Here is a 24,432-nt window from a genome sequence, read left to right as displayed (position 1 = left end):
GCGGCACCCGCCAAAGCGGTATAGCCTTTATATGCATAGTGGCATCTTGTTTTTGAGGCGAGGTATCAGCGCACTTCGACCTCCGCCACGCGCACGGTCTCCTGGCCGCGCGCGAGCCGCAGGGTGGTCCATTCATCGCGCGCCTGCGGCGTGCCGAAACCGGTGGTCACGCGCACCATCACCGTGGTGCCGGCCGACAGCACTTGCTGGCGGTGGCCGTAGAACTGCGCCTCCACGCCGTACTTGCCGGGCTTGGCCGCCTTGAGCGAAAACGCCTCGGGGCCGTAGCCGCCCCTGGCGTCCGGGCTCATGGCGCCGCCCTGGTAGGTGAGGCGGTTGGCATAGCTGGCCCTTTCACCGTTGGGGTCGCTCACCCACATGTCGATGTCGGTGTCGTCGCTGTCCCAGGCCATCACCACACGCAGGGCCAGCGGCAGGTTGCGGCGCAGGCGTGTGTCCACCCGGCCCAGGTCCAGCGCCGGCTGGCCGCTGGAAGCCGCCTGGGCGGCAATCGCATTGAGCTCGGCCAGCGCGATCATGTTGATGCCGGCGAAGCGGCCATTCCAGGGCTGCGACACGACTTCCCACAGARCATTGACCGCGCGCTGCGGCTGGCCGCTTTCGGCCAGCGCCAGGCCCAGGTCGCGCCACGATTGCGGCTCGTTGGGCGCCAGCTCGCTGATGCGTTCAAACACCGGCACGGCCAGGTCGTTGCGGCGCGCCTGCACCAGGCGGTAGGCGTAGAGGCGCAGCAACTGGCGGTTTTCCAGGTTCATCTCAGCCAGGTTGGAGAGCACGCGCAGTCCCAGTTCGGGCAGGCCGCGGTCAAAGAACACGCCGGCCGCATCCATGTAGAACGAGCTGCTGCTGAGGTAGGCGGCACGTTCGTCAAGGTAGACGCGGTAGAGCTCGTCCTTGCCCGTGTTCTGCAGGCGCTTCATATAGGGCGCGTCCGGCACCCAGGCTTGCAGCGCGATGGTGGGAGCGGGCGCGGCCGCGGGCATCGCTTTGGCGCTGCGCTTTTCCATGGCGTCGGAACGCGCCTCGGCGGCCATGGCCTGCGCGGGTGCTGCGGCGGGAGCGGCGGGCACCAAGAACTCGCGGGCTGCTGCCGCCGGCGCAGCCGGGGCTTGTTCGCGTAGGCGCGCCGTATCGGATACGCTGCCCAAGGCCCTCACCCCACCCTGGCTGATCTGCATCTTTGCCTTGGGCTCGGCACGTTTGGGCGTGTCCTTGGGAAAGTCCCTGTCCCACCAATGCTGCGTTTCGTCAAATTGCCTCACCATGGCTTCGATGTGCGCCTGCCGCGTCTGCGTAGCCTGCTCGAGTTGCTGCTGGCCCAGCCGTGCAACTTCATCGGCCAGTTCGGGCGGGGCGGGCAGGCTGTAGCGTGCATAGTCGGATGCCAGCTCCAGCACGATCAGCGAGCTGTTGGGGCCCACGATGCCGTGCGCCGCCGCGATGCGTTGCAGTTCGCCGGTGTTGAGGCTCGCGTTCTCGGCCAGTTCGGCGCTGCGCCACTGGGCCCATTGCTGGCCGGGCCAGTGGCCGCTCACCGGTTTGGCATTGACCTGCAGCGCCAGCGTGCGCCTGCGGCCGTCCGGGTGGGCCAGCATGACGTCGATGCGGGCCTGGCTGTCGAGTAGCTCGCCGGCCACCGCGATGCGGCCCTGGCTCACGCGCGTCGTCGGTGCGACGAGTTGCCGCGCCGACAGGCTGGACAGCTTTTCAATGCGCCAGCCGTGCGTCAGCATGGCCTGCGCGCCCTCGTCGGGCGATTGCAACGCGGCATCCACCAGCGCACCACCGGTCCGGTCGGCCAGCCGGGCCAGCCGCGCCATGTCGGCGGAAGCGGCGCCGTTGATCACTATCACCGGCGCCGTGTGGGTGTAGCGAATGAGTTTTTTGCCGTCCGTCATCAGGCCGTCGGTCACCATGAGGGTAGTGTCCACGTCGGCGGGAATCGGCAGGTCGTCGAAATTGCTGGAGCCGTCGAAAGGTTCCGCACGCAGCGCGTCGGCCAGTTCGTCAAAGCGGCCCGGCGCCAGCGTGAAGCTGCGCACGGTTTCGGCTTTGTTGCGCACCACCAGCAGGCTGAGCTTGACGGGTTTTCCGAGCTTGCGGAAATAGGCTTCCAGCACCGGCAGCACGCGGGCTTGCGCGGCGGCCGAGGCCGAGGCGTCCCACACCAGCGCGATATGTGCGGGGATGGGCCGCCTCACCCCTTCGTCGCGCACATCGACCTGCCCGGCGAAAAATGATTGGCCGCCGGTCTCGCCCACCATGACCTGGGGCTTGCCCGTGCGGCGCAGCGCCAGTTGCAGCCAGCCCGACGGGCCCTGCGGTGCCTGCCACTGGGTTTTCTGCAGGCTCAGCTCCATGCCGGTGGCGTTGGCGTCCAGTTCGGTGCCGGCCGGGGCTTGCAGCAGTTGCACATCCTGGCGGGCGGCGCCGTGGGCGCGCACCTTGACCTGCAACTCGCCCACGCTGGATGCGAACGCCAGCGGCACCCTGAGCACGCCCGCATCAAGCCGGCGCGCCAGGGTTTCGGTGAAGCTGATGACGACACGCCGCTCGCCCATGGCCGGGATCGGGTAGACACGCAGCTTGTACTGGTTGCCGGCCGCGGCTTCCAGCAGCCCCGGGTCTACGCGCCGGCGGCGTATGTCCTCGAATATTTCCTGGCCCTTGGCCTTGGGCACGGGCACCGCGTCGCGTAACCGGCCGTTGACGTCCAGCGCGAAGCCGGTCACGACCTGGCCTTCTTGCAGCGGGAACTGCAGCTCGCCTTCGAGCACGCGGTGGTTGGGATTGAAGAGGCGCAGTTCGACGCTGGTGCGCGCCTGGTCGCCGAAGAGGTCGACTTCGATGGAAGCCGCGCGCAGCTGTATGGGCTGGCCCGCGTTGGCATTGACGGCGATCACCGGCGGCCGCCAGTCGGGCGGTGGTGCGAATTTGATGCCTGGGGGCGGCTGCGGCACGGCGCTTAGCGCCAGCGCCTGGAGGCTGAAGCAGGCCGCAGCGAGAGCCTGGAGTAGACGAATGGTGGTGCGCGCGGTATAGGTATGGCCGTGTGGCATGAAAACCCCTTTTGTTGTTGGCGATGCACCCTGAAACGGGGCTCGCGTTGCAAAGGGGTTAAAAGCCGCAAATTATTTTTCGGGCACGCAGTGGGACTGTGCTGCAGCCAGCACCCGGCCCTTGTCATCCTCCACCCAGCCCAGCACCCGCATGCGTTCGGGATTCGCCCCTTGCGCGATGCTCATGGAGCGCGCGTCGAAGAAACGGTTGGGCGCGTCTTTGGCGAGTGGCTTGCGGTCATCCCAGGGGGTTTGCAGCACATTCCTGACCAGGTTGCGCTCCACCGGCGAGCCTTCGGTGCCCGCCGGCAGGGTTTCGACCAGGGCCAGCCAGGCCGTCCATTGCCGGCCCTTTGCGGCGGCCGGGATCGGTTTGAGTTCAATCGAGGCGCCCAGGTAGCCGCTAAGCGGCAGGCCGTGGGCCACGCGCAGGGTTGCGCCTTTGAGTCCCTGGACCGGCCGCGTGCTGGCCAGGGTTTGCGCGGGCGGGCCCTGGCGCAGCGCCGCCAGGCGGTCCAGCGCCTCGCGGGCGGCTACGGCCGACAGCGGCGCATCCTCGCCCTTGTCGCCGGGCAGCACCCAGTCCAGCGCGAGCTGGCCGGCGCCGGCCTTGGGTGTGGCCGGGTCGGCCCAGCAACTTTCGCAGTTGGCATTGATGAAACGTTCCAGCAACTGCGCCGGCCTGGGCTGGCCGTCGCTGGCGCAAAAAGACTGCGCCCCGGCCTGGCCGGCGGCCAGCGCGGCAAAGGCCGCCATTAACGACATGGATGCCAGGGCTGAAGGGCGGTGCGAAAACGGTTTCATCAGGGCTTTCTACAATGAGGGATGTTCTCAGAAGTCGCGCCAACATCCCCACTCTTACAAAATCTTAACCCGGAGCAACTGGCCGCGGTGACTTTGCCCCCCACGCACGCGCTGATTCTCGCGGGGGCCGGCTCCGGCAAGACCCGCGTGCTGACGACGCGCATCGCCTGGCTGCTGCAGACCGGCCAGGTCTCGCCGGGCGGCATCCTGGCCGTGACCTTCACCAACAAGGCCGCCAAGGAAATGCTGGCGCGGCTGTCGGCCATGCTGCCGGTCAATGTGCGCGGCATGTGGATAGGCACCTTCCACGGCCTGTGCAACCGCTTTTTGCGCGCCCATTACAAGCTGGCCAACCTGCCGCAGAGCTTCCAGATCCTCGACACGCAGGACCAGCTTTCGGCCATCAAGCGCCTGTGCAAGCAGCACAACGTCGACGACGAGCGTTTTCCGCCCAAGCAGCTGATGTGGTTCATCGCCGGCAACAAGGAAGACGGCCTGCGCGCCAAGGACGTCCAGGTGCGCGACGAGGAAGGCCGCAAGAAGGTCGAGATCTACGCGCTCTACGAAGAGCAGTGCCAGCGCGAAGGCGTGGTTGATTTCGGTGAGCTGATGCTGCGCAGCTACGAGCTGCTGCGCGACAACGCGCCGGTGCGCGAACATTACCAGCGACGTTTCCGCCACATCCTGATCGACGAGTTCCAGGACACCAACAAGCTGCAGTACGCCTGGATCAAGATGCTGGCGGGGCAGGGCCCGGACGCCATCCAGGGCGCCGGCGCGATGCCCGGCGGCTCGGTGATCGCGGTCGGCGACGACGACCAGAGCATTTATGCCTTTCGCGGCGCGCGCGTCGGCAATATGGCCGACTTCGTGCGCGAGTTCGAGGTGCAGCACCAGATCAAGCTGGAGCGCAACTACCGCAGCTTCGGCAACATCCTGGATTCGGCCAACGAGCTGATCAGCCACAACAGCAAGCGCCTGGGCAAAAACCTGCGCACCGAAGCCGGCCCCGGCGAGCCGGTGCGCGTCTACGAGTCGGCCAGCGATTTTGCCGAGGCGCAGTGGTTTGTCGACGAGGTCAAACAGCTGGTGCGTGACGGCGTGGAGCGCAAGGAGATCGCGCTGCTCTATCGCAGCAACGCGCAAAGCCGGGTGATGGAGACGGCGCTTTTCAACGCCGGCGTGCCCTACCGCGTTTACGGCGGCCTGCGCTTTTTCGAGCGCGCCGAAATCAAGCATGCGCTCGCTTACCTGCGCCTGCTGGAGAACCCGCACGACGACACCAGCTTCATGCGCGTCGTCAACTTCCCGCCGCGCGGCATAGGCGCGCGCAGCATCGAGCAATTGCAGGATATCTCCCGCGCGGCCGGCTGCTCGCTCTATGACGGCGTGAGCGCCGTGCCGGGCAAGGCCGGCGCCAACCTTGGCGCCTTCGCCGCCAAAATTCAGGTGCTGAGCGAGCAGACCACGGGCTTGAGCCTGCGTGAAATCATCGAGCTGGTGCTGCAGCACAGCGGCCTCGAGGAACATTACAAGACCGAAAAAGAAGGCCAGGACCGGCTGGAGAATCTGGCCGAACTGGTCAATGCCGCCGAGTCCTTCGTCAGCCAGGAAGGCTTCGGCCGCGATGCGGTGGCGTTACCGGTCGACGAACTGGGCGCGCGGCTCACGCAGTCGCCGGCCAGCCAGGGGCTGGATGCGTCCGCTCCGCAACTCAACGAGCCCCTGCCCGAGGCGCTGGCGCCCGACACCGAAACCGGCGAAACGCTGTCGCCGCTGGCGGCCTTCCTGACACACGCGGCGCTCGAATCGGGCGACAACCAGGCGCAGGCCGGCCAGGACGCGGTACAGCTCATGACGGTGCATTCATCCAAAGGCCTGGAGTTCGACTGCGTCTTCATCACCGGCCTGGAAGACGGCATCTTCCCGCACGAGAACTCCATGAGCGACCGCGACGGCCTCGAGGAGGAGCGACGCCTGATGTATGTCGCGATCACGCGCGCGCGCAAGCGGCTTTACCTCAGCCATTCGCAGACCCGCATGCTGCACGGCCAGACGCGCTACAACCTCAAGAGCCGCTTTTTTGACGAGCTGCCGGAAGCCGCGCTCAAATGGATCACGCCAAAAAACCAGGGTTTTGCGTCGGGCATGGGCTCAGGCGCCTGGGGCGGCAACGGCAATGCGGGCGGCGGGCGCAAGGACTGGGCCAGCAGCGTGTTTTCGTCCAAGGCCGGCGCGTCGGAGCGTTTTGCCAACCCGCCGGTGCCGCCGCAGAAGAGCGCGCCCTCGCACGGCCTCAAGACCGGCATGGAAGTGTTCCACGCCAAGTTCGGCGAGGGCAAGGTGATGATGCTCGAAGGCAGCGGCGACGATGCCCGCGCGCAGATCAATTTCACGCGGCATGGCGTGAAGTGGCTGGCGTTAAGCGTCGCCAAGCTAACGGTGGTCTAGCGCTTATTTCGTCGCCGGGACGACCGGCATCTGCGCCGGGTGCATCTGGCTTGGCTGCGGGTCCATATAGCCCCGGCCATCCTTGACGCCTTTTTTGCCGGCAATCTGCCAGGCCGTCTGCTGGTCCACCAGGCCGGCCAGGAATTCCAGTTCTTCGTCGCTGTGGTTGATCGCATTGGCGGGGGTCAGCTGGTGGCCGTCCCTGGGCGTTACTTCGCCCCAGAAGGACTGGTGGTAGCTGGCCTGGGAGACGACCTTTTGGCCGTTCGACTCCATGTCGACCGTGCCGTAGCAGTTGCAGAAGTAGCTGCGGTTGCCCTGGTCGGCGAAGACCTCGGCGTAAACGCCCGTGCCGCGTATGCCGGCCGTCAGGGTGGGCATGATGATGGAGCGGTTGCTGCCCTTGCCCCAGACGCTGACCACGGCACCCGTGATCATGCGCAGCAGGCTCACGGTGTTGAGCGAAGTCCCGCGCTCCACCGTCATCACCGAGTTCTCGCGCACCTGGAAGGCCGAGTTGCCGATGACGAACATCAGGTTGGAGCCCGGCCCGGTCTGGATCTGGTCGCCGGTCATGATGGTCTGGCCGTTTTGCAGCCGGTTGCCGTTGAGCAGGGCGTCGCCCCGGAGTTCGACGATGTTGCTGCGCTGCTGGGCCATGGCGGCGGGCAGCCCGCCCATGGCGACCCAGGCCGCGGCGGCCTTGAGCGTGTCACGCCTCTGGAACCACAAAATCTCTTTTTCGCTACGGCCTTGCAACTGGTGCTGGGTCATGAAGAATCTCCTGGTACGTCAGGGGTTGTCGTCGGTGTTATCGGCGTCCTCGGCGCTCCCCGTCGAATCGTCGGGTGGCGTGGCCACGAAGCTATCACGAAACGTGAAGTAAATCGAGGTGGAAAACATGGCTGCCATGAGCAGGGCCAGCGGCATCATGGCCGCGGTCATGAGGGTGGCGCTGCCCGTCAGGCCGGTGATGATGCTGAGCACGATGCCCATGCCCAGGAACACGCCGAACCAACCCAGGCCGTACATCAGGAAGGCGCCGGCGTTGCGTATGCAGGCGACAAAGCTGAAAAACAGGCTCTTGACCGGCGAAACACCGTGCCAGTGGACCAGCGCCGGCGCATGCCAGAACAGCAGCGAGATCGGCAGGTACAGCAGCATGGTGACCAGCATGGTCAGCTGGAACTGCGGTGCCAGCATGGCGTCGCGGCCGGCTTCGGCCGTTGCGGGCGCGACGGTCGGCACCGGTGGCGCATCCACCAGGAGGGGGACGACCATCACGATCAGCAGGCAGGCCGCGGCATACAGGGCGCCCAGGACCAGCATGGCGCGCATGCGCTGGCGGCCCGCGCGAAAGGCGCTTAGCAGTACCGTGGGCATGGGGAATTTGCCTTTGACCGCTTCCTGCGTGGCGGCCATCAGGCCCAGCGTGGCGGCCGGCACGATCATGAACGCGAGGATCAGCCCCAGCACCGGCAACAGCGACAGCAGCGTCCCCACCGCCATATAAAGGAAGAACAGGCCCGACATGGCCAGCGGCTGCTGTAAAAAGGTTTTGACGCCCAGCTTGACCCAGGTGATGCCGGTGCTCGCGGGAACGATGTTGAGTTTCATGGTCTTCGGGACTTCGGGGGATGGGTGGTCGGCGACGGAACCGGCCAGGGATTGCAGGGGCAGTGTGCCTTAAACCGGCAGGCGCTGCGGCGGGGCGGTGAATCCGGCCCCGCGGGTCGGCCGGCCAGGCCCGCCGCGCCTGCGGGGCTTAAAGGACGTAAGGCTGCGCAAGCCGCTCGCGCAGCACACGCTCGAAGTGGCTGGGGTCGTGCGCCTTGAGCACGGCGGCTTCGCGCGGCAGGTGCAAATCCCACAGGCGCGACAGCCAGAAGCGCAGGGCGCCGGCGCGCTGCATGGCCGGCAGCAGCTGGCGTTCCTGCGCGGTCAGCGGGCGCACCGCCTGGTAGGCCGCGACGAAGGCGGCGGAGCGCTCCTCGTCTTTGGCGCCCGTGTCCAGGTCTATGCACCAGTCGTTGAGGCAGACCGCGAGGTCGAATAAAAAGCTGTCGCAGCCGGCGAAGTAAAAGTCGAAAAAGCCGGTGAGCTTGCCGTCCTCGAACATCACGTTGTCGCGGAACAGGTCGGCATGCACCACGCCGCGCGGCAGGCTGCGGCAGGCGGAGGAGGCCGCCACATGATTCTGGTAGGCCAGCTCGCCCAGGATCAGGCTGCTTTGTTCGGGCGTGAGGTGGGGCAGCACCACCGGCACCGTCTCGTTCCACCAGTCCAGGCCGCGCAGGTTGGGCTGGCGCCGCGGGTAGTCCAGGCCCGCCAGGTGCATGCGCGCCAGCGCCTCGCCCACGCCGGCGCAGTGCGCGGCGCTGGGCGCGAGTTCGCTGTGCCCGCGCAGCTTGCTGACCACCGAGGCGGGTTTGCCCTTGAGCTCGTGCAGGATGTTGCCTTTGGGATCACCCGCCGGGTCGGGTACCGGGATGCCGTGTGCCGCCAGGTGCCGCATCAGGTGCAGGTAGAACGGCAATTGCTCAAAGCTCAGGCGCTCGAACAGGGTCAGCACGTACTGGCCCTGGTCGGTGTCCACAAAGTAGTTGGTGTTTTCGATGCCGCCCGCGGCACCCTTGATGTTTTGCAGCTGCCCCAGGTTCAGGGCGTTCAAGAACGCTGCAGCCTCGTCAAACGAGACTTCGGTATATACGGCCATGCCTGAAACTGAACCCTGGAATTCTTGGAATTGTGTCTGGAAGGGGGGCGAAGATCAGAACTTCAGCACGTTCCACACGCGCGAACCGTTGGTGTCGTTGCTGGTTGACCCCGCTTCCGCCTTGGTGGCGGGCGGCGCCGCGTTCTGCGCGGGTGCCTGGGCCATGGCCGCGGCCAGCGGCAGCGCTGCGGCAGCAGCGATAAGGAGGCGGAAAGCGTGGTTCATGCCTGCATTGTAGGCCTGCGGGAGGTGGGCGACAAAGCCCCGCCTGTCGTAATAAAGAGGCTGCCGGTGTAGGCGAAATGCCTTTGCCAGGGCCGGCGCCGGCCGCTTGCGCCGGGCCCGGCAGGGTCGGGCCGATATCCCCGACAATCAGGCCCCATGAGTACCGACAAAAAAACGCTGCTGCTGGTGGACGGCTCCAGCTACCTGTATCGCGCCTTCCACGCCATGCCCGATTTGCGCGCCAACCCGGGCGACCCGGCCAGCCCGGCCACCGGCGCCATACGCGGCATGGTCAACATGATGCAGAAGCTGCGCAAGGACGTGCGCGCCGACTTCGCCGCCTGCGTGTTCGACGCCAAGGGGCCGACTTTCCGCGATGCCCTTTACCCCGAGTACAAAGCGCAGCGCTCTCCCATGCCCGACGACCTGCGCAGCCAGGTCGAGCCCATCCACGAGGTGGTGCGCCTCTTGGGCTGGAAGGTGCTGGACGTGCCCGGCGTGGAGGCCGACGACGTGATCGGCACGCTGGCCTGCCTGGCGTCCACCCAGGGCATTGAAGTCGTCATCTCCAGCGGCGACAAGGACTTGAGCCAGCTGGTCGACGAAAACATCACCGTCATCGACACCATGAACGACCGCCGCCGCGACCTGGCCGGGGTCGAGGCCGAATTCGGCGTGCCGCCGCGATTGATGGTCGATTACCAGGCCCTGGTCGGCGACGCGGTCGACAACGTGCCCGGCGTGCCCAAGGTCGGGCCCAAGACCGCTGTGAAGTGGCTGCTCGAATACGGCTCGCTTGATGCGCTGGTGGCCCGTGCCGGTGAAATCAAGGGCGTGGTCGGCGAAAACCTGCGCCAGTCGCTGGACTGGCTGCCCAAGGGCCGTGAGCTGCTGACCATCAAAAAGGACTGCGAGCTGGGTGATTACATCGCCGGCCTGCCGGCCCTGGACGAAATTGCCATAGGCGGGCAGCAGACCGAGGCCCTGAAAGCCTTTTACGAAAAGTACGGCTTCAAGGGCCTGGTCAAACAGATCGAGATTGAAAGCACGCCGCCCGAACTGATAGGCGGGCCCGAAGGCCGGCACAAGCCCGCGCCCTCGGGCGGTTCGGGCGGCCGGTCGGATTCGCCGGGGCTTTTTGATGAAGCGCCCCTGACCGATACAGCTCCGGCCCAGCGCGCCAGCAACCTGAACTACGACACGGTGCTGACCTGGGAAGCCTTCGACCGCTGGCTGGCCAAGATCGAAGCAGCCGAGCTCGTCGCGCTGGACACCGAAACCACCTCTCTTGACGAAATGCTGGCCGAAATCGTCGGCCTGAGTTTCAGTGTCACGCCCGGCGAAGCGGCCTATATCCCGCTCACGCACGACTACCCCGACGCGCCCGCGCAGCTGCCGCGCGACGAGGTGCTGGCGCGCCTCAAACCCTGGCTGGAAAACCCCGCCAAGCCCAAGCTGGGCCAGCACGTCAAATACGACCGCCATGTGTTCGCCAACCACGGCATCGAGGTGCAGGGTTATGCGCACGACACCATGCTGCAAAGCTATGTGCTGGAAGTGACCAAGCCGCACGGCCTGGCGAGCCTGGCCGAGCGCCATGTGGGCCGCAGCGGCATCAACTACGAAGACCTGTGCGGCAAGGGCGCGCACCAGATCAAGTTCAACCAGGTCGACATCGCCAAGGCCGCCGAGTATTCGTGCGAAGACTCCGACCAGACGCTGGACGTGCACCGCGTGCTGTGGCCGCAGGTCCAGGCCAACGAGAAGCTGCGTTTTATCTACGAACTGGAAATGCAGAGCAGCGAAACGCTGTACCGCATCGAGCGCAACGGCGTCATGATCGATGCGCCGACCCTGGCCGCGCAAAGCCACGAACTGGGCCAGCGCATCATCCAGCTGGAAGCCGAAGCCTACGAGATTGCCGGCCAGCCCTTCAACCTGGGCAGTCCCAAGCAACTGGGCGAGATTTTCTTCGACAAGCTCGGCATGCCGGTCATCAAGAAAACCCCCAGCGGCGCGCGCAGCACCGACGAAGAAGTGCTCGAAAAACTGGCCGAAGACTACCCGCTGCCGGCCAAGCTGCTCGAGCACCGCTCGCTCAGCAAACTCAAGGGCACTTACACCGACAAACTCGCGCAGCTGGCGCTGCCCCGCACCGGCCGCGTGCACACCCACTACGCGCAGGCCGTCGCGGTCACGGGGCGGCTTTCGAGCAACGACCCCAACCTGCAGAACATCCCGATCCGCACCGTGGAAGGCCGGCGCGTGCGCGAAGCCTTCATCGCGCCCGCAGGCAGCGTGATTGCCAGCGCCGACTATTCGCAGATCGAGCTGCGCATCATGGCCCACATCAGCGGCGACGAGGCATTGCTCAGCGCCTTCACCAACGGCCTGGACGTGCACCGCGCCACGGCCGCCGAGGTCTTCGGCGTCGCGCTGGAGCAAGTCAGCAGCGAACAGCGCCGCTACGCCAAGGTCATCAACTTCGGCCTGATCTACGGCATGAGCAGCTTCGGCCTGGCGCGCAACCTGGGCATAGAGACCAAGGCCGCGGCGGCCTATATCGACAAATACTTCCAGCGTTATCCCGGCGTCAAGAACTACATGGATCAGACCGTGGTGTTCGCCCAGGAAAATCACTTCGTCGAAACCGTGTTCGGCCGGCGCCTCTACCTGTCGGAAATCAACGGCGGCAACGGCCCGCGCAAGAAGGCCGCGGAGCGGCAGGCCATCAACGCGCCCATGCAGGGCACGGCGGCCGACCTGATCAAGCTCAGCATGAACAAGGTGCAGCAGGTGCTTGATGAGGAAAAGCGCGCCACCAAGATGATCATGCAGGTGCACGACGAACTGGTGTTCGAGGTGCCCGAGGCCGAAGTTGAATGGGTGCGCACCGAGATTCCGCGCCTGATGGCCGGCGTGGCCGACCTGAAAGTGCCGCTGCTGGCTGAGATCGGTATCGGGCCGAACTGGGACAAGGCGCACTGACGGTGGTGGTGTCCTTTCCTGCGGCCAGGCGTTGCGCCCGGGCCGGTGTGGTGGTCGCCCTGCTGGGCTTGGCGCTGGTGCTGGCCGACCTGGTGTACCTGCCGCTGTGGGGCGGCGAACTCCTGGTCCATTCGGGTCCCCGGGACCCTCGCGCCGTGCCGGTGACCAGCCTGCCCGGCGGCGAGCGGTTCGCCCATCACCAGAAAAGCAAGACGGGCGAAATTCCGCTGGTTCTGCCCTTGGACATCCGCCCCGGCGACGGGCCCATCGCCGTCGTGACACGGGACTGGTCCTGGCAATTCGACACCCGCTTCGGGCCTGGCTTGATGGAGCTCACCCCCGAGCGCCTGACGTACGCCATGGGGAAGCGCGAGCGCCTGCGGCGCAGCAAAAAGGGCGGGCCGGCCGACCCGAACCTCAACCTGTATGCGCTGGGTGGCCACTATGTGCAGCAAGGCCTGTATGACCTGGAGGACGGCAAGGCCTACTACCTTCTGCTGCCCGTCAGCGCGGGGCAGCCGGGCGACTATTACGAAGTCTGGGTGCGGCGGCATGCCTCGGATGAAGCGGGCAAGTACTTTTTTTGGGGCATGCTGCTGTTTGCCGCGGGCCTGGGAACGGCGTTCGCAGTGGCGTACGGGGCGCGCCGTGGCGCACTGTTCCGGAGGACGCGTTGAACAACGCCTTGCACCAGCGGATGTGCCGCTGCTCCCTGAAATCGGCGTTGGGCCGAACTGGGACAAGGCACATTCATGCGTCCTCAGTCCCTTTGCCGTGGACCCACCTATGAGAAGAACCCGGAAAATTTTCGTCGTCTTTACCGCTATGGCCGTGCTGGCGGCTGGTGCTGCGGCAGGGTACGCCTGGTACAGATTGACCCAGCCTTTTGTGACCGCCAGTGAAACAGCAGCGCTGGCAGGGCAAACCGCGTCCGCTGCCAGGCTCGAGCAACTGGTCCGCAAGCTTTCCATCGATTTTCCGGATCGCACCTTTGACAACAAAATCCGGCTGGAAGGCGCTGCCGTCTATCTGGAGTCGCAGCTTGCCGGACTGGGCCTCAAGGTCGAGAGCCAGCGCTTCACGGCAGAAGGCCGGCCCTACCGCAATCTGGTCGTGAAGCTGGGCCCTGACACACCTGAAGTGATGGTGATAGGCGCTCACTACGACGTGGCCGGCGAGCAGCCTGGTGCGGACGACAACGCAAGCGGTGTGGCGGGGCTGCTTGAGCTGGCGCGGCTGCTCAAGGGACAGTCGTTTCGCCAGCGGGTGGAACTGGTGGTCTACACGAWCGAAGAGCCTCCGTTTTTCCGCACACCCTATATGGGCAGCGCCATCCACGCCCGGTCCCTTGCCGAGTCAGGCAAGCGCGCGTCCCTCATGTTGTCACTGGAGTGCATCGGCTACTTCAGTGATGAGCCGGGAAGCCAGGACCATCCCGTGAGGCTTCTCAATGCCATCTACCCGACCACCGGGAATTTCATCTCACTGGTGGGCTTCTACCAGGACGGTGAGGTCGCGCGCCAGGTCAAGGCGGCGATGAAATCGGCCTCCGACCTGCCGGTGTACTCGATCAATGCGCCGGGTTTCGTCGTGGGGGTCGATTTTTCGGACCACCTCAATTACTGGAATGAAGGCTATGTCGGAATGATGGTCACCGACACGGCTTTCTACAGGAACAAGGCTTATCACACGCCGCTGGACACAGCGGACCGGCTGGATTACCGGCGCATGGCAAAAGTCGTTGACGGCGTGCGGGCGGTGGTCATGCAGCACGCTGCAGTGGCCGGGCCGGCGCGCTAGGTCAGGCAAGTGATTCGCCGGCGTGGCGTTGGTCAAGACAGCGCCGCGTTCCCGGTATGTTCACTGCGTGACTTGTACATGTCCAGGATCACTTCTGAAAAATTGCCCAGCAGGCGCTGGGCGACCCAGTTCGCATAGGCGTCGAAATCCGTGCTGATGCGATAGCTCACGCGAATGTGCAGGCGCGTGCCGCCTTCTTCGGGCGTCAGCGTGTAGGCGGTGTCGCGCAAGTCGAAATAGGCGCCGCCCACTTTCACGTGGTCGTCCAGCGCGCCCGCAGGAAATGAATCGTCTGCAAAACGGTAAGTCCAGCGCACATGGCGTTGCGGTTCCCACTGGCGTATCACCTCGTCGAAGTGAACACCCTTGCCCCAGGTGCTCTTGCGTACGGAGCCTTCGGCCGTGTGGGTCGTGATGCCGCTGACTGGAAGCGGAACGCCGATCCGGTAGGCCCACGCATGTTGCACCTCAGCGGGTGTGATATCGCGTGCGTTGTTGATCTGTTGCCACACTTCAGCGGATGTGGCCTGTATCAGAACACTCCGTTCCACGCTGCCGATGCGCTGCGCCTGGTTTTGAGGAAATGCCATCGCCACCAGCAGCGGCAAGGCGGCAATGCTGTAGACCGCCTGCTTTGGCCAATTGGTCAGCCGGCAAACAAGCCCCATGGCCAGGCCGCCGAACATGCCGAGAACGGTGAACATCGGCAGGATGACGATGGCGCAGATCAGCCCTTCTATCAGGATGACCAGGCTGCCGAGCACAAACACGAAGGTTGCCAGCGCCGGTGCGAAGAGGTAGTAGGAAAAGCTTCTGCGCTTTTGCCGCTCGGCTGCATACACCGTGATGGCGCCTACCGCGATGGGCGCGAACCAGACAAAACCACCCGCCATGGCTGACAGCGCGCTCCCCGCTGCACCGGAAAACATCAGGCGCAGAAGAAGCCCGCTCAACGCTCCGGCCATAAAAGGCGCCCAGCCTGAAAACGGCATGCCTTGCGGTGATGCGGCCTCTTCTTGTGCGGCAATGGCCTTGCCTTGCGCGGCGGGGCTCGATGGTGCGGCTTGGTTATCTGGGGTCATGATGGTGTGGACGATGTTAGTGCGACATGCCGCCGTCCGCCGGCTTGCGGGCGGTGATCATGTAATAGCCAAACCCCGGCAGCCACGCGCCCAGCAGGAAGGCCGCATACGACGCCACGATGTGGCCGCGGCGCAGCGGCGACAGGTGGAAGCGGGCCCGCCAGAGCTCACGCAAGGCAAAGCGTGTGGCGAACAGCGGAATCTGCAAGGCGCTGGGCGCCAGGCGCAGGCTGATGTCCTGAAAACGGATGTCGGTGAACCCCTGGCTGGCCAGCGCGGCGTGCAGTGCCTGTTTCTCGGCCAGCTCGTTGACGGCCCAGTGATGGCACCACAGCCTGTAGATCCGTTCCATGAAACCGGGCAAAGGCTTGCTGTTGCGCCGCAAGGCATCGGCAATCACCAGCGTGCCGCCGGGCCGCAGCAGGCGCGCCGCCTCACGCACCAAAGCGCGTTTATCCGCCCCCGCTGCATGGCAGGAACTTTCAAGGGCGTAAACGCCGTCGTAAGCGCCGGCGCGCAGTCCGGTGTCGACATAGTCGGCCAGGTGGAAGCGAACCTGGTTGGGCAAGGCCGCGGCCTGGTTGAGCTCAACGCCCTGGACGATTTGCCGCGCCACCAGTGTGACGGCGTCCACGGTGCTGTGCTTGCGGTTTTTGACGATGGACCTGGCCGTGGCGCCCGCGCCGCAGCCCAGGTCGGCCAGCAGGATAGCGCCGCTGCCTGGCAGGGCCAACTGGTGCAGCACTTCCTGGTTCATGCGTTCAAGCATGGCTTCGCGGGCCAAGGGGTTGACCTTCCAGGACCAGTAGCCGAAGTGCATGTTCATGCCGGGGCTCCACGCGCGGTAGTCGTCGGCCACAGCGTTGTAATACGACCTGATGTCCGCCAGCCGGGCTTCCTTGCCCGTGGTTGCCGCAGAGGTGGTGTGGTGGACCGCAGGGGTTGTGGTGAGCATTTTTTCCTCCGTCTGGGGTGTCTTCAGCTTTGAATTCCGCCGATGGCCTCAGCGTGCATCGGCTGTGGCAACCACAGCTGCAGCCGGCGCGGCGGGGCGGGCGCCCTGCACATGGGCGGCCAGTTCCCGCGCGGCGACCCATTGCCGCACCTGCGTCCAGACGTTGCGCGAGATGATGGCCACGGTGAGGAATACGCCCGCCATCACCAGCCCCAGCGAGCGGCGCACCGCGTCGACCAGGCTGCTGCGGTCGCTGAATTCGCCGAAGCTCAGCATCAGCAGCAGGGTGCCCGAAACCGCCAGCAGGTAGGCGCAGCGTATCCAGAACTCCGCGCCGCCGTCCGCGTCGCACAGCATGCGCAGCACCTTGTGGAGTATGGGCTTGAGGTAGCTGATGGCGATGATGGGCCCGGCCAGCGCGATCAGCAGCGAGACAAAAAACAGGTTGGCATCGAGGTTGGCATTCATGGCGGTGTTTCCTTTCCTTGTTGAACGTGACGTGCTTGACGGGATTGCTTGACGTGATGTGCTTAACGTGGGCAGCTGGTGGCATCGCAGCGCGCGGCGGCCGAGCGTTCGGCGGCGCGGCGCACGGCGCCTTCAAACATCAGCCGCACCAGGCCGCGCGGGATACGGTGGCGGTTGCGTGCCAGCACCGGGTAGCCCCATTCGGCAAGCGGGCGCAGCAGCGGCAAACGCATGGCGCCGCTGACCCAGCCCAGGCCGACGGCTTCATAGGCCAGCCGGAACACCTCCACGCCTTTGAGCACCCGGCCGTCGGCCGTGCGCGCGTGGATCAAGGCCAGCAGGTCCTGCATGGTCGCGCCCGCGGGCAGGTCGGCAAAATCCGGCGCCGAGACGTCGGCAAAACGCAGATGGCCTTCGGTGTTGCGCAGCATCAGGTTGCTCATCTCGGCGTTGCAGAGCGGGCAGGCCGATTCGTAATACAGGGTCAGCGGATAGATGGCCGGGTCCATGCTGGCCTTGAAGCTGTCGTAGCGGGTGTTGCCGGCATTGCCCGCGTTGCCTCTGCTACCTCTGTTGCCCAAGCTGGCGGTGTTATGGATTGCAGTCACATTTCTCTCCTTTAGAAATTTCAGTACAAACAGAAATCAATATCCAAAAAAAAGCCACCGGCCTTTCAGAAGGTGGGCGGCAGCAACTCCGAAGGATCCATGGGTTTGGCATCACTGTCGCCGCGCACGAATTTCTGCACGCTGGCGCCCATGCGCAGCACTTTTTCGAGCGTGTTGGGCGACAGGCGCAGCATCTCGTCGGCCCACAGGCCCAGCGACTCCATCAGCCTCAGGGTTTCGCGCACGCGGTCCTGCGCATCGGCGGGCTCGGCCTCGAAACCTTGGTCTTTCACGAGCTCGCGCAGCATGCGCACCGTCGGGTCGTATTCGCGCTCCTTGCGCTCWCGCACCACGGTGCGGAACAGTTCCCAGACGTCGAGCGAGGTTTCGTAATAGTCACGCCTGTCGCCCAGCATATGGGTGGCGCGTATCAGGTTCCAGTTCAGCAGCTCCTTGAGGCTGGTGCTGACGTTGGAGCGCGCCACGGCCAGCGTGTCGGCGATGTCTTCGGCATGCAGCGGGCGGCCGTGGAAGAAAAGCAGGGCGTGGATTTGCGAGACGGTGCGGTTCACGCCCCAGGCGGTACCCATTTCTCCCCAGTGGACGACAAATTTGCGGGCGACGGGGCTGAGTTCCATGGCTCCGACTATATGCCGTCTGTAATTTCTGTCAATACAGAAACTTCGTATGAGGAAAAGAAACAACGATGGAAAAGGGGTGGGAAGGGGTGGGGGAGGCCAGGCCCGAGAATACGGCGCATGACAGACATCAAGACCTACGGCATGTCCGAGCGGGCCGACCACCTGGACTTCGACATCCGGTCCCAGCTGGTGCGGCCGCCGCTGGTGCGCCCGCACCGGCACGAGTATTTCCAGGTCCAGATCAGCCTGCAGGGCGACACCGAACAGAACGTGGCCGGCACGGTGCGGCCCTTCCGGCGCGGCTACCTGAGTTTTATCCTGCCTTACCGCGTGCACGTGATCCCGCATCCCGAGGGCTCGCGCTACGTCATCATCAATATGTCGCAGCAGTTCCTGCGGCCCGGGCTGGACGTGGACCCGCTGGACCTGGAGGACGTCCCGCTGACGCGTGCGCCGGAACTGGCGCCCTTCCTGTTCCAGGAATACGCCGATTTTTATTTCTCCGAGGACGAGTTTCCCGAAGTCGAAGCGCTGCTCGAAAAGCTCGCCTTTGAAAACGCGCACCGCCGCTTCGGCTCCATCGAGATGATCCGCGGCCTGATGCTGCAGCTGATCAGCCTGGTCTGCCGCAAGTACGAGGCCGACCTGCTGCGCTTTTCGGCCAGCCAGGCGCAGCAGGGCAGCCGGCGCGCCAGCTTGCAGCGCGCGGTGCGCTACATCCGTGAGCACCTGGCCGGCGAGGTCACGCTGGCCGATGCTGCGGCGGCTGCCTTCCTGTCGCCCAATTACCTCGCGCACCTGTTGAAGAAGGAAACCGGCAAGACCTTCACTGACCTGGTGACCGAGCGGCGCCTGGAGTTCGCGCAGGAACAACTGGCGCACAGCAGCCAGCGCATCGCGAGCATCGCCCATGCCTCGGGTTTTGCCGACGAGGCCTATTTCGCGCGGCGCTTCCGCCAGCGTTTCGGCCAGACGCCAAAAGCCTACCGCGACAGCGTGCGCGCCAAGATATCGGGTACAGCCTGAGGCGTGCTGCGGCGCAACACCGCTGCATTGAATCGTCCGGTAAATGCGTAATTGCGTCCGCCTGCATGACGCTTGTCCGCCCTATGCTCGATGGTTGGAGAAAAAAATACGCTGACAACAAGCTCCAGCTTTTATCAATCCCAGGAGACACACATGACAAAACCAGACATGAGCAAACGCGGAATTCTGCAGACAGGCGCCCTGATGGCGACGGGCGCTGTCGTCGGCTGCGCCACGCCCGGCACGGCGGCCAACGCGCCGGCAACGCCCTTCACGGTGGCCGAGACCTACATCCCGATCGCGGGCAGCGCCGAGATGTTCCCGGTGCGCCGCATCTACTGCATAGGCCGCAACTACGCGGCCCATGCGATCGAGATGGGCTCCGATCCGAGCCGCGAGCCGCCTTTCTTCTTCCAGAAGCCGACGGACGCCATCCAGGTGGTGCCGCCCGGCAAGGTCGCCGACCATCCCTATCCCACACTGACCAAGAACTACCACTACGAAGTGGAACTGGTGGCGGCGCTCGCCAAGGGCGGACGCAACATCCCGATGGACAAGGCGCTGGACATGGTCTACGGCTATGCGCTGGGCCTGGACATGACGCGGCGCGATTTGCAGCGCGGCATGGGTGACCAGAAAAAACCCTGGGAAATCGGCAAGAGCTTTGACCGCTCGGCGCCCATAGGCCCCATCCACAAGGTCGCGCAGACCGGCCACTACACCAAGGGCGCGATCTGGCTCAAGGTCAACGGCCAGGTCAAGCAGCAGGCCACGCTGAACCACATGATCTGGTCGGTGGCCGAGCAGATATCCAAATTGTCCGAGGCGTTTGAGCTGTTTCCCGGCGACATCATCTATTCGGGCACACCTGAGAACGTCGGCCCGGTGGTCAAGGGCGACGTCATCGAATGCCACATCGACGGCCTGCCGGAGCTCAGCGTCAAGATCGTCTGAGGACTGGCACTGGCACTGGCACTGGCAGGGAGGGCGAGGGGCAAGGGAAAACACCGTGTCATCGCCCCTCGGTGGCAAGAACTTCCGGGGCCGCATAGACTCCGACTGTTTTCCGTGCGACCCCAACAACCAACCGAGGAAACCGCCATGCTTGAACACGACCAGAAAAAAGACTTCGACGCACTGCTGCCCGGGCGTTCCACCGAAGCCGGCGCCAGCCGCCGCACCGCGCTCAAGACGGCCCTGGGAGTCGGGTATGCCGCCACCGCCATGCCCATCATGGCGCAGACCGCCATCAAGACGTCCTCGCAAGGCCTGAAGACCGGCGAAACCACCTACGAGGTCAATGGCTTCAAGGTACCCGCGTTTTTCGCGGCGCCTGCCGGCAAGACCAACCTGCCGGTGGTGCTGGTGATCCAGGAAATCTTCGGCGTGCACGAATACATCGCCGACACCGCGCGGCGCTTCGCCAAAGCCGGCTACCTGGCCATCGCCCCCGAACTCTATGCGCGACAGGGCGACCCCAGCACCTACAACGAAATGGCCAAGCTCATGGCCGAAGTCGTCTCCAAAGTGCCCGACGCGCAAGTCATGGCCGACCTGGACGGTGCGGTGAAGTGGGCAGGCGCCAACGGCGGAAACACCAAAAAGGTCGGTATCACCGGCTTTTGCTGGGGCGGCCGCATCACCTGGCTGTATGCCGAGCAAAGCAAGAACGTCAAGGCCGGTGTGGCCTGGTACGGCCGCCTGGTCGGCCAGCCCTCGGCCCTCACACCCAAGCACCCGCTGGACCTGGCGGCAGGCCTGAAGGCCCGGAACCGGCTTTGCCGGGCCACAGGCGGGACGGCCCCCTCGGGGGGCAGGGAGTTACGCGAAGCGAACGACCGTGGGGGCTTGACAGCCACGATAAGATAAAAACAACCCCGGCCCGCCGGCATTGAATGCCGCGCCCGGGGTTTTGTCGTCTGTGGTGTAACCTCCGGGCTTGCCCCGGCAGACGTGGGCTAATCATTTTGGGCTTTGGCCCAGTCAATACGGGCATATGCAGCTATGACTTTGCTAGCAATCTTGATGGGAACCCTGGCCGCCGGCATCGGCAGCGTGTGGCTGGCGGCTTTGCTGAGCTTCGGCGTGCTGGCCCGCTACACGCAGCACATGCTGAGCCTGGCCGCCGGTGCGCTGCTGGCCACGGCTTTTATGCACCTGCTGCCTGAGGCTTTCGAGAGCCAGGCCGGCGCCAAGGAGCTGTTCGCCACCTTGCTGGTGGGGCTGGTGTTTTTCTTCCTGCTCGACAAGGCCGAGCTCTGGCACCACGGCCATGAGCATCACGGCGGCGAGCACCACGGCCCCGAAGCGGCTGCGCATGCGCAGCATGACCATACCGGTCACGWCCATGCCGCGCACAGYCACGGCCACCATGGCCACGCGCATGGCGAGAGAAAAGCCGGCGGCTGGGCCGTGCTGGCCGGTGACAGCGTGCATGCTTTTGGCGACGGCATCCTGATCGCCTCGGCCTTTATGGCCGACTTGCGGCTCGGCATCGTCGCCTCACTGGCGGTGCTGGTGCATGAGGTGCCCCACCACATGGGGGACCTGGTGGTGCTGCGCCAGACCTCGGACAACCGGCGCGCCGCCCTTGTCAAGGTCTCGCTGGCAGGCGCCGTCACTGCGCTGGGCGGTGTGGCGGGCTATGCGCTGGTCGACCAGCTGTACGACTACCTGCCGTTTTTCCTGATCATGGCTTCGAGCAGCTTTATTTATGTCGCGCTGGCCGATTTGATCCCGCAACTGCAAAAACGCGTGACCGCCCGCGAAACCGTGGCGCAAATCGCCTGGCTGGCCATAGGCATAGGCCTGGTCACCTTGATCAGCGGGATGGCGCACCACCACTGAAGGAGACGCGGATCTGTCTGGCCTACTGGACTAGGCCTATTTTAGTTAATATAATGGCTTTTATCTGATTTAAAAGTTATTTTATTGATGTCTAAAAAGTCAAATTCCTTGCTAGGCCTACCTCCTGAAGCGCTGGAGGCGCTGGTTCAGCTCGGCCAGAGGCTGCGGGCATACCGGCAGCAGCAGGAATGGACGATTGAGGAAATGTCCGAGCGCCTGTTTTGCTCGCCGACGACGTGCCGAGCGCTGGAGTCCGGAAAACCCGGCACCAGCATGGGGGTCATGGCGCATGCCTTGTGGCTGCTAGGCCAACTGGACTCCATCCACAACGTGGCTGCACTGTCGGCGGATTTCGCGGCATCCCTCACGGCGGGCCGCAAGGTTCGCAAGCGCGTCGCGGCCAGCGCGCCAGGCACTATCAGCGAAAGCGATCGTGACTTCTGAGCACAGCCTGTATGTGGGCCTGGCCTTTGAGCCAGTGGCAGATGTCACGCCGGCGGGGGTGCTCAAGCTCGTGCAGCGAGGTACCGTGGTGTCTGGCGAGTTTGCCTATGGGCGCCAGTATTTGCACCGGGCGGATGCCGAGTCTTTCAACCCAGGCCATCTGCCGTTGCAGGAAGCCGTATTCAGATTGCCGGAACGCAGGTTGCGTGATGGTGGTGCCATGCCTTTGACGTTCCGGGATGCCCTGCCGGACAGCTGGGGTCGCAAGGTATTGGAGGCCAGGTATGGCCGTGGCCTGTCGGATGTAGAGGCGCTGTTGTTAACCAATGCCGACCGGGTAGGCGCCATGGTGTTCAGCACCGCCTTACCTATAGAGTCCGCAAAGCCCGACGCCACCGTATTCAAGCTTGACGACCTGGCGAACGCCGCCCGCAGGCTTGAGATGGGGCTGGAGCCTGCCGCCGACCTGAGGCCGCTGTTGCAGGGCGGCACCCTGGGCGGCGCGCGTCCCAAGGCTACTTTTATCCATGACGGCAAGCGCCATATCGCCAAATTCCCCGCGCGGGGCGATGCCCATGATGTCACTATGCTCGAAGCCGTCACCTTGGGCCTGGCCAAAGCCTGCGGCATCAACGTGCCGGAATTTTTCCTGCTTCCCGCGCCGACGGGTCATGCGCTCGTGCTCCGGCGATTTGACAGGGAGGGAACCATTGATAACGAGCGGCGGCTTCACTACCTGTCGGCCTCGGCCTTGCTGAACGTCGCCTATGAAGACAACACCGGCGGCAGTTATGTCGAACTGGCCCAGGTGCTCAGGCGCATTTCAGTGCAGCCCGAGGCGGACCTGCATGAGCTGTATCGCCGCATGGTGTTTAACCTCGCGGTGGGAAACAGCGATGACCATGTGAAAAACCATGGGGTTCTTTTGTCGGGCAAGGGACGTTATCGCCTGGCCCCGGCTTTTGACCTTGTGATGCAGCTGGGCGCCAACACCGGTTATCAACTGCTGGCCATCCTGCCTGGCAAAGCTGAGTCAAGCCTGGGCCTGGCGCGGCAAGCGGCGGCGCAGTTCGGACTGTCCGAGCGCCAGGCGGGGGCCATCATCCAGCAGGTCCGCGAGACGGTGCAAAGCCACAGCCAAATCCTGTTGGAAGAACGCGGAGCAGACGCCAGGCTGGTGCGGCAGGTCAGCGAATTCCTGGCAAAGCAAGGAGAGCGAATCACAGCGGCCTGACAGGCGGGGGTATGCGGACATGTGTTCGAGGCTTGCAAGCGGGTTGCGGTGACTGAAAGTAATCCCGCGCCGCTGTCAGACAGCGCCTGACAAGGTCTGGGCTTGGCGGCCTATAGGGCGGGCCGGGGCGGGGAGGGAAGATGAAGCCAGCATCCTCCCAAAGCCCCCGTTCCATTGTGAAAAGGCAGGCCCCCCATGAACTTCCATTCAGAACCCAGCACGGTTTCCAGTGCCTTTCGCCCGTCGACCGCTTTCGGCGCCGGTGAGCCCTTCCGCAAGACATCGCAGCACAAGCCGCGGCTCGTCCGCCGCACACGTGCCGCCGCCTATATCGCGTTTTTCATCACGGTCTTCGCCAGCATGGCGGCCGCCGCGGCGCTGGCGATCCACGACATGCCGCTCATGATGGTGGGTTTGTTGTGATGAACACCCAACGCAGCCATTCGCCGGACGGCGGCGTTCCGCTGGGCGCGGGGTCGCCTGACGAACCGGCGCACACCTTGCCGGCCGAACCGACGCAGATCACGAAGGCCAAGGCGCCTGCCGATAAAGCCGAAGCAGCGCAGCCGCGGTCCGGTACCCGGAAGCGCCCGGGCAATGAGGAGCCCGAACCGACGCTCGAAGACGACCTTCCATCCGACGGCCGCGACAAAAAAGGCGAAGCCATGATCCGGGACCTGCCGCGCAAGGCCGGGAAGACCGGRAACATTGGGAAGAAGGAAAAGTAGCCATGGCCACCAACCCCAACGTCCCGCCGCCCGAGCCGCTACCGCCCCTGGACACGCCGCCGGACCCGGGCGAGGTGCAGACCACACCCATGCCAATGACGCTGAAATAGGCGGGAAAAGCGCCGTCGGCAATGAAATCGAAACCGGTGTAGTGTCATAAAGCGCAACAGGAAATGCGCAATGCAGGAGGGACACCCGTTCCGGTTTCCTGCAGGGTTTGACTGCTACAAGGAGAACCGACATGCCGATAGACACCAGCCCCGAGGGCGCCGAGCTGCTGCACCAGCCCGTCGTCAAGCCATTTCCCGAGACCAGTCCCAAGCACCCTCATCACC

General features: G+C 64.8%; 23 protein-coding genes. 12 read left to right on the top strand and 11 right to left on the bottom strand.

Annotated features, from left to right (window positions below; genetic code table 11):
- Positions 1–65: 65 nt before the first annotated feature.
- Positions 66–3,080: a VIT domain-containing protein gene (locus AC1D0P_RS02570; protein ID WP_477675254.1), complete on the bottom strand. Its 3,015-nt coding sequence runs from the start codon at positions 3,078–3,080 to the stop codon at positions 66–68.
- Positions 3,081–3,152: 72 nt separating this feature from the next.
- Entirely contained in the window at positions 3,153–3,845 is a 693-nt protein-coding gene (locus tag AC1D0P_RS02565; protein ID WP_477675253.1) for a hypothetical protein, read from the bottom strand.
- Between the two features lie 60 nt (positions 3,846–3,905).
- Here AC1D0P_RS02565 and AC1D0P_RS02560 point away from each other — a divergent pair, with 60 nt between their 5' ends.
- Positions 3,906–6,335: a UvrD-helicase domain-containing protein gene (locus AC1D0P_RS02560; protein WP_477675252.1), complete on the top strand. Its 2,430-nt coding sequence runs from the start codon at positions 3,906–3,908 to the stop codon at positions 6,333–6,335.
- A gap of 3 nt (positions 6,336–6,338) precedes the next feature.
- On the opposite strand, the gene AC1D0P_RS02555 is transcribed toward AC1D0P_RS02560, so the two are convergent.
- From AC1D0P_RS02555 to AC1D0P_RS02540, 4 genes are all read right to left on the bottom strand, one after another.
- Positions 6,339–7,109, bottom strand: coding sequence for a FecR family protein (locus AC1D0P_RS02555; protein WP_477675251.1), 771 nt, complete (start codon positions 7,107–7,109; stop codon positions 6,339–6,341).
- An 18-nt stretch (positions 7,110–7,127) separates the two neighbouring features.
- Positions 7,128–7,952 carry a BPSS1780 family membrane protein gene (locus tag AC1D0P_RS02550; protein ID WP_477675250.1) on the bottom strand — a complete coding sequence of 275 codons (825 nt, stop codon included), beginning with the start codon at positions 7,950–7,952 and terminating at the stop codon, positions 7,128–7,130.
- Between the two features lie 148 nt (positions 7,953–8,100).
- Entirely contained in the window at positions 8,101–9,051 is a 951-nt protein-coding gene (locus tag AC1D0P_RS02545) for a homoserine kinase (RefSeq protein ID WP_477675249.1), read from the bottom strand.
- A 54-nt stretch (positions 9,052–9,105) separates the two neighbouring features.
- Positions 9,106–9,276: a hypothetical protein gene (locus AC1D0P_RS02540; protein ID WP_477675248.1), complete on the bottom strand. Its 171-nt coding sequence runs from the start codon at positions 9,274–9,276 to the stop codon at positions 9,106–9,108.
- Positions 9,277–9,432: 156 nt separating this feature from the next.
- Here AC1D0P_RS02540 and polA point away from each other — a divergent pair, with 156 nt between their 5' ends.
- From polA to AC1D0P_RS02525, 3 genes are read left to right on the top strand one after another with little or no spacing between them, the layout of a single operon-like run.
- Positions 9,433–12,264, top strand: a complete 2,832-nt coding sequence (gene polA, locus AC1D0P_RS02535) for a DNA polymerase I (protein WP_477675247.1) — start codon at positions 9,433–9,435, stop codon at positions 12,262–12,264.
- A 5-nt stretch (positions 12,265–12,269) separates the two neighbouring features.
- Positions 12,270–12,941 carry a hypothetical protein gene (locus AC1D0P_RS02530; RefSeq protein ID WP_477675246.1) on the top strand — a complete coding sequence of 224 codons (672 nt, stop codon included), beginning with the start codon at positions 12,270–12,272 and terminating at the stop codon, positions 12,939–12,941.
- 22 nt (positions 12,942–12,963) lie between these two features.
- Entirely contained in the window at positions 12,964–14,064 is a 1,101-nt protein-coding gene (locus tag AC1D0P_RS02525; RefSeq protein WP_477675245.1) for a M28 family peptidase, read from the top strand.
- Positions 14,065–14,096: 32 nt separating this feature from the next.
- On the opposite strand, the gene AC1D0P_RS02520 is transcribed toward AC1D0P_RS02525, so the two are convergent.
- The 5 genes from AC1D0P_RS02520 to AC1D0P_RS02500 all read right to left on the bottom strand — a co-directional run bounded on the left by AC1D0P_RS02520 (position 14,097) and on the right by AC1D0P_RS02500 (position 17,815).
- A complete protein-coding gene (locus tag AC1D0P_RS02520) occupies positions 14,097–15,146 on the bottom strand; it encodes an SRPBCC family protein (RefSeq protein ID WP_477675244.1) in 1,050 nt (349 codons plus the stop codon).
- A gap of 16 nt (positions 15,147–15,162) precedes the next feature.
- Positions 15,163–16,101: an SAM-dependent methyltransferase gene (locus AC1D0P_RS02515; RefSeq protein ID WP_477675243.1), complete on the bottom strand. Its 939-nt coding sequence runs from the start codon at positions 16,099–16,101 to the stop codon at positions 15,163–15,165.
- A 48-nt stretch (positions 16,102–16,149) separates the two neighbouring features.
- Positions 16,150–16,569 (bottom strand): hypothetical protein, encoded by a 420-nt coding sequence (locus tag AC1D0P_RS02510; protein WP_477675242.1) that lies wholly within the window; start codon positions 16,567–16,569, stop codon positions 16,150–16,152.
- Between the two features lie 62 nt (positions 16,570–16,631).
- Positions 16,632–17,177, bottom strand: coding sequence for a thiol-disulfide oxidoreductase DCC family protein (locus AC1D0P_RS02505; RefSeq protein WP_477675241.1), 546 nt, complete (start codon positions 17,175–17,177; stop codon positions 16,632–16,634).
- Between the two features lie 65 nt (positions 17,178–17,242).
- Entirely contained in the window at positions 17,243–17,815 is a 573-nt protein-coding gene (locus AC1D0P_RS02500; protein ID WP_477675240.1) for a GbsR/MarR family transcriptional regulator, read from the bottom strand.
- Positions 17,816–17,935: 120 nt separating this feature from the next.
- Between AC1D0P_RS02500 and AC1D0P_RS02495 the strand changes: the two genes are divergently transcribed.
- From AC1D0P_RS02495 to AC1D0P_RS02460, 8 genes are all read left to right on the top strand, one after another.
- Entirely contained in the window at positions 17,936–18,844 is a 909-nt protein-coding gene (locus tag AC1D0P_RS02495) for a helix-turn-helix transcriptional regulator (protein ID WP_477675239.1), read from the top strand.
- Positions 18,845–18,997: 153 nt separating this feature from the next.
- Complete coding sequence (locus tag AC1D0P_RS02490) at positions 18,998–19,798, top strand: fumarylacetoacetate hydrolase family protein (RefSeq protein ID WP_477675238.1); 801 nt, start codon at positions 18,998–19,000, stop codon at positions 19,796–19,798.
- A gap of 147 nt (positions 19,799–19,945) precedes the next feature.
- A complete protein-coding gene (locus tag AC1D0P_RS02485) occupies positions 19,946–20,713 on the top strand; it encodes a dienelactone hydrolase family protein (RefSeq protein WP_477675237.1) in 768 nt (255 codons plus the stop codon).
- A 135-nt stretch (positions 20,714–20,848) separates the two neighbouring features.
- Positions 20,849–21,691, top strand: coding sequence for a ZIP family metal transporter (locus AC1D0P_RS02480; protein ID WP_477675236.1), 843 nt, complete (start codon positions 20,849–20,851; stop codon positions 21,689–21,691).
- Between the two features lie 108 nt (positions 21,692–21,799).
- Positions 21,800–22,135: a helix-turn-helix domain-containing protein gene (locus AC1D0P_RS02475; protein WP_477675235.1), complete on the top strand. Its 336-nt coding sequence runs from the start codon at positions 21,800–21,802 to the stop codon at positions 22,133–22,135.
- Positions 22,125–23,369: a type II toxin-antitoxin system HipA family toxin gene (locus tag AC1D0P_RS02470; protein ID WP_477675234.1), complete on the top strand. Its 1,245-nt coding sequence runs from the start codon at positions 22,125–22,127 to the stop codon at positions 23,367–23,369. Before AC1D0P_RS02475 ends, AC1D0P_RS02470 begins: the two co-directional genes overlap by 11 nt.
- Before the next feature lie 195 nt (positions 23,370–23,564).
- On the top strand, positions 23,565–23,792 hold the full coding sequence (locus tag AC1D0P_RS02465) for a hypothetical protein (protein ID WP_477675233.1): 228 nt from the start codon (positions 23,565–23,567) through the stop codon (positions 23,790–23,792).
- Entirely contained in the window at positions 23,792–24,097 is a 306-nt protein-coding gene (locus tag AC1D0P_RS02460) for a hypothetical protein (protein ID WP_477675232.1), read from the top strand. Before AC1D0P_RS02465 ends, AC1D0P_RS02460 begins: the two co-directional genes overlap by 1 nt.
- The last annotated feature ends 335 nt before the right edge of the window (positions 24,098–24,432 follow it).

Source organism: Polaromonas sp. P1_G2 (genome assembly GCF_056405515.1).
Note: the sequence above shows the minus strand (reverse complement) of the source record. Positions and strands in the feature narration are given on the sequence as shown.

Coding starts and splice junctions, on each gene's coding strand:
- AC1D0P_RS02565 (WP_477675253.1), bottom strand. CDS start 3,845: ATGTCGTTAATGGCGGCCTTTGCCGCGCTGGCCGCCGGCCAGGCCGGG.
- AC1D0P_RS02560 (WP_477675252.1), top strand. CDS start 3,906: ATGTTCTCAGAAGTCGCGCCAACATCCCCACTCTTACAAAATCTTAAC.
- AC1D0P_RS02555 (WP_477675251.1), bottom strand. CDS start 7,109: ATGACCCAGCACCAGTTGCAAGGCCGTAGCGAAAAAGAGATTTTGTGG.
- AC1D0P_RS02550 (WP_477675250.1), bottom strand. CDS start 7,952: ATGAAACTCAACATCGTTCCCGCGAGCACCGGCATCACCTGGGTCAAG.
- AC1D0P_RS02545 (WP_477675249.1), bottom strand. CDS start 9,051: ATGGCCGTATATACCGAAGTCTCGTTTGACGAGGCTGCAGCGTTCTTG.
- AC1D0P_RS02540 (WP_477675248.1), bottom strand. CDS start 9,276: ATGAACCACGCTTTCCGCCTCCTTATCGCTGCTGCCGCAGCGCTGCCG.
- polA (WP_477675247.1), top strand. CDS start 9,433: ATGAGTACCGACAAAAAAACGCTGCTGCTGGTGGACGGCTCCAGCTAC.
- AC1D0P_RS02520 (WP_477675244.1), bottom strand. CDS start 15,146: ATGACCCCAGATAACCAAGCCGCACCATCGAGCCCCGCCGCGCAAGGC.
- AC1D0P_RS02515 (WP_477675243.1), bottom strand. CDS start 16,101: ATGCTCACCACAACCCCTGCGGTCCACCACACCACCTCTGCGGCAACC.
- AC1D0P_RS02510 (WP_477675242.1), bottom strand. CDS start 16,569: ATGAATGCCAACCTCGATGCCAACCTGTTTTTTGTCTCGCTGCTGATC.
- AC1D0P_RS02495 (WP_477675239.1), top strand. CDS start 17,936: ATGACAGACATCAAGACCTACGGCATGTCCGAGCGGGCCGACCACCTG.
- AC1D0P_RS02490 (WP_477675238.1), top strand. CDS start 18,998: ATGACAAAACCAGACATGAGCAAACGCGGAATTCTGCAGACAGGCGCC.
- AC1D0P_RS02485 (WP_477675237.1), top strand. CDS start 19,946: ATGCTTGAACACGACCAGAAAAAAGACTTCGACGCACTGCTGCCCGGG.
- AC1D0P_RS02465 (WP_477675233.1), top strand. CDS start 23,565: ATGAACTTCCATTCAGAACCCAGCACGGTTTCCAGTGCCTTTCGCCCG.